Raw genomic sequence first — 688 nt, 5'->3', positions numbered from 1 at the left:
CTTGATTCTTTCGCTGTAGTATCTTTATTAGTTGAATTCCAAGAGCGTTTAGATATTGAAGTTTCTATTTCTGATTTTGACCGTGACGAGTGGGCTACACCAAACATGGTTATTAAAAAGTTGGAAGAAATCCGATGAACAAAGCAAAATTTGGTCCGATGCTTTTAGCATTGGCCCTTTTTGCTGTATTCTTACTTATTCCAACGCGCTTCCTACTTCCACTTTTAAGTGATGAAAAAGTAGAACAAGCTGCCACTTCTTTAAAAGAAGAAAAAATTCAAAGTATGATTTTACAGCAAAAGATGTTAGCAGATCCAAAATATCTTCCGATGTACGGTTCATCGGAATTCGCACGTATGGATGCTTTCCATCCATCTAATTATTTTAAAGTAAAGCCTGAAGGATTTACGCCATTCCTTCTTGGACGCGGCGGAACACAAGACCTTGTACATGTGTTAAACTTCGCATCTACAATGGATCAATTGAAAGATAAGAAAATGGTATTCGTTCTTTCTCCGCAATGGTTTGTACCACAAGGTATTGACGAGACGCACTTTGCACCTAACTTTTCAAAACAACAAGGTTACCACTTCATTTTCAACAATGATTTAAAACCTGAAATGAAAAAACAAATTGCAAAGCGTTTATTAAACTTTGAGATTGTAAAAAAAGAAACTTTATTAAAAAT

General features: G+C 35.2%; 1 protein-coding gene and 1 pseudogene. Both read left to right on the top strand.

Annotation, left to right across the window (positions count from 1 at the left end; all coding sequences use genetic code 11):
* Positions 1-138: pseudogene (gene dltC / locus AU379_RS20480) on the top strand (D-alanine--poly(phosphoribitol) ligase subunit DltC); the annotation flags it as partial.
* Positions 135-688, top strand: a 554-nt coding sequence (dltD, locus tag AU379_RS20475) for a D-alanyl-lipoteichoic acid biosynthesis protein DltD (RefSeq protein ID WP_082769976.1), incomplete at its 3' end; no start/stop codon positions are given. The pseudogene dltC and the gene dltD, both read left to right, overlap by 4 nt.

Origin of the sequence: Bacillus sp. JH7, assembly GCF_001563515.1 — a bacterium.
GTDB lineage: Bacteria > Bacillota > Bacilli > Bacillales > Bacillaceae_G > Bacillus_A > Bacillus_A cereus.
The sequence above is the reverse complement of the archived record's forward strand: the minus strand, read 5'-3'. Positions and strand labels throughout refer to the sequence as shown.